The 3,328-nt window shown below is 44.3% G+C and carries 2 protein-coding genes and 1 pseudogene; all 3 read right to left on the bottom strand.

What is annotated here, in order from left to right:
• Window positions 1–222: pseudogene (locus AC6B99_RS33230) on the bottom strand (hypothetical protein); the annotation flags it as partial.
• A gap of 559 nt (window positions 223–781) precedes the next feature.
• On the bottom strand, window positions 782–1,270 hold the full coding sequence (locus tag AC6B99_RS33225) for an SMI1/KNR4 family protein (protein ID WP_496665166.1): 489 nt from the start codon (window positions 1,268–1,270) through the stop codon (window positions 782–784).
• The gene (locus tag AC6B99_RS33220) at window positions 1,267–3,111 is read right to left on the bottom strand and encodes an HNH endonuclease (protein WP_496665167.1); all 1,845 of its coding nucleotides are present in this window, start codon (window positions 3,109–3,111) and stop codon (window positions 1,267–1,269) included. Before AC6B99_RS33220 ends, AC6B99_RS33225 begins: the two co-directional genes overlap by 4 nt.
• Between the last annotated feature and the right edge of the window lie 217 nt (window positions 3,112–3,328).

Genomic DNA, 3,328 nt, shown 5'->3' with positions numbered 1-3,328 from the left:
CACTTGGATGCGGGCGTTAGTAATGATGCCGTGAAAAAGCGTCCGCTTGCCGCTCTCCTCCGTCTGCGTGTACACCTCAATCGGCTCATTGTCCGAGATGCGCTCGATATACACGTCCAGCTTGCTTTCCGGCACAATGCCGCTCAGCGTCAGCTGGATATGCTCATTCACTTCTTTTACGATTGAAAGGGCGGTGATTTGCTCATAGGGGCTTTCGGTCATATAGATATCTGCGAGGGTGTAGATCGGGTGGGCTGTTTGGCTGCTTGCACTCTCGCTTCGTATAGTGGGGATTTTTGTAGTTTAAAATAGAAAAGGCTTACTTCGACTTTTTCAAGTGAAGTAAACCTTTTAATCACATATATTAGTTACCGCATAAACATTTTTTTGCATATTAAAACTTAAAATGCTACCGATATCTTCTTAAATAAAGCACGCTAAAAAATGCTAAATACACTTCTAAAGTACCGTATTCCAGTTCAATGATGCTTTTCCGTTCTTTAGCATTACCACATAGGATACTTGTCCAGGTTCGCACAGATGCAAACCTTCTAATCCTACTCAATTTTATTAAGAGTAATACTCCAATTATCGCGTCCTCACTCTATCCTCCTCTCCTTTAATGCAGTATTTCAAGAGTTCTATTATACTAGAATATCTATTACTCATGTTTAATTCTCCTATTGTAGGAGTTGTATGATACCTTAATCCTATAAGCGAATCAGTCATGGTCATTTTTAAGTGTTGCACTTCATCTTACAAACCGTCGTATTCGATCTTATTAATCGCGCAATTTGTTAAGAAATGCTGTAAATGAATCTGCAACATAAAAAATATTTCTTCTAGCCGTATTCTCCGCCTGCTCTTCAGTCATTCCCTCATTATTTATCAATACAGCCTTTTCTGCGGCTCCCTCGTGATTCCAGAATACAATAACTGGTTTTTCCTCGTTCTTTTTGTAATCAAAACAGATTAAATTACCTCCTGGATCAAAGGCAAAAGGAACTACCTTTTCTGGAAGTGTTTCATTATAATCATCGAACACGTTAATAATATATTCAGCATCATCTTTATCATATGTTATTAGAGTACCAAATACTTTTTCTTTTCCTTCTACTTCAAACAATTCTGGGCTTACATGTGCACCATTATTCTCCATCACACATTCTATATAATCTAAAGGAAATATAACCCCTATTTCTTCAGCCACTTTTTCAACATCTTCTCGTGTAACAGGCTCATCTGGCGATCTCCATTTAACATTACTCATCTAATACCATCTCCCCATAATGAATTTCCACCTAAATGATTTACTTTATGCGTAGTTGATACTACTAATTGCATTTTACCAGGAACCTGATGATGGTGCCAAGTCAATCCTTTTATTCTAGCCTCACCGTTAAAAATATCTTCAAGTTGTTTAGCAGTAAAAATATCTTTCGAAATATTGCCGCTCTCAATCGCATCTTTTAAAGCATTTGTGCATGCTTTAAATTGCTTTTCATCCGATAAAATGAACATATCCTTTTCAAATTTCATTTGAAATTTCACATCATCTCCCTTGAATATAGGAAATCCAAGAATATCATAGTCTACACCTTTCACATGTGTACCTCCTGCTAATGATTTATTAAGAATATTATTAGTAGGTGAAGCGTTTAAATAATTATCTACAAGCCCCACTACATCTTTGAACTCTTCAATACTATCATATCCATATTTTTTAATTGTTTTATCGTCAACAACTTTTAAGAAGTCCTCAACGCTGTCATAGCCTTTAGGTACAACAGATCTGTTTATCAAATTCCCATTTTTATCGTAATTACTTCTTATCACTTCATCAACTTCAGATCTATGAACAGAACTACCTGTCCCCATACCTGCATCATGATGAAGCGAAGAATTAGCTGATGGCTTCGGATCAGACGCACTATGATGCCAATAATTCCCCCCTGGACCACCAGCTCCTGATGGAACTAGTCCATTACTCATGTTTTTCAAGGCAAAGGCGGCGCCTTGAAGCTTTTTCAAGCTCCAATCTACAAGGTTTTTATGATCCAACCCAATGTCCCACAGTGTTTTATAAATTTTACGACAACCATCGTCTACCCATCCGCTAAGCTTGCTTACTCCATTTTTAATGCCTCTACCAATCGCCTTCGTGATCCGTGAATCCATTATACCACCGGTTAATCCGCCGATTCCCATATCCAGCGCCAGTGTACCAAAGCTAAATCCTTTGCCTTCCATCGTCTGGCGAATGACACTCTCAAACCCATTCTGCACCGCACCAAATGCCATACGTCCACCTAGATTCGCCATCGGACCGAACGGGCCAAACACTGCCCCAGATATCGCCCCAATGACCGTCTCTCGGAAGGCCGTTGAAACATACGTCCCCATATCGCTGACCTCGCCGCGGGCAATATCCGACACCGCTTGGCTCACGACCGCAGCAGTTCCTGCAATGGCCGCTCCAGCTAGCACGGCACCGACAACAACTGCTCCCGCTCCCAGCGTCGCTACCGTAAATGCGGCTGCTACCGCAACTACCGCGACGACAGCTAATCCCGCCAGCACATTCCTCGCTAGTTTTCCCCAGCTAAACGGCGGTTTTTCCGGAGGTGGCGGTGGGGGAGGCGGCTCGCCTTCTACTGGTGCATCGTTATACGGTGCGTAGCTCGTCCGATCCTTCCCCTCCGTTCGGATCTGCGCACCCATCAGGTTATACTCGCCTTCCAGCGTGATCCCGCTTGGTGCGCTCGTCTTCTTCGCTACCAGTAACGCTTGCGCGCCAATGACCACACGCTTCGGCGTAAACAGCGAAATCTCTTCCTTCGCTGTCAGCGTTAGCTTGCGTGGACTACTCAAGATAATGCCGACGGCATCGTCTAGCTTCAAAAACAACGGCTCTTTGCTTCCGCCTGTAAACTCGACTCCCGTCGGGGACAGCTTCATTTCACTGCCATGCTCCGTGCCAAAATATCGGTTGTTCGGATCAGCCGTCTTCTCCGCACTTGCCCCGTTCGTACGTACACCACCCGTGACGATCGCTTCTTGACCACCTGCATCAGCTAGATACAGATTCGCTTTCGTCCCTACCTGCGGCATACTGTACATCGCGCTTCCTGTCTCCGGGGCATAGCGGTACCAGTGCGCCGTTCCCTTGTCCTGCTTATCGTCGATAGCCAGATGCACCTGCACCTGTTCCCCTTTTACCGCCAGAATTTCTCCTTGCAGTGTCAGACCCGACAGTCTTGTATTCAAGATCCGCTGCTCTCGTATCCCCGCTTCCCGCGACAGACGGTAGTGGTAGATGAGCTGCCCC

It is taken from the genome of Paenibacillus liaoningensis, from assembly GCF_059609455.1.
The sequence above is the reverse complement of the archived record's forward strand: the minus strand, read 5'-3'. Positions and strand labels throughout refer to the sequence as shown.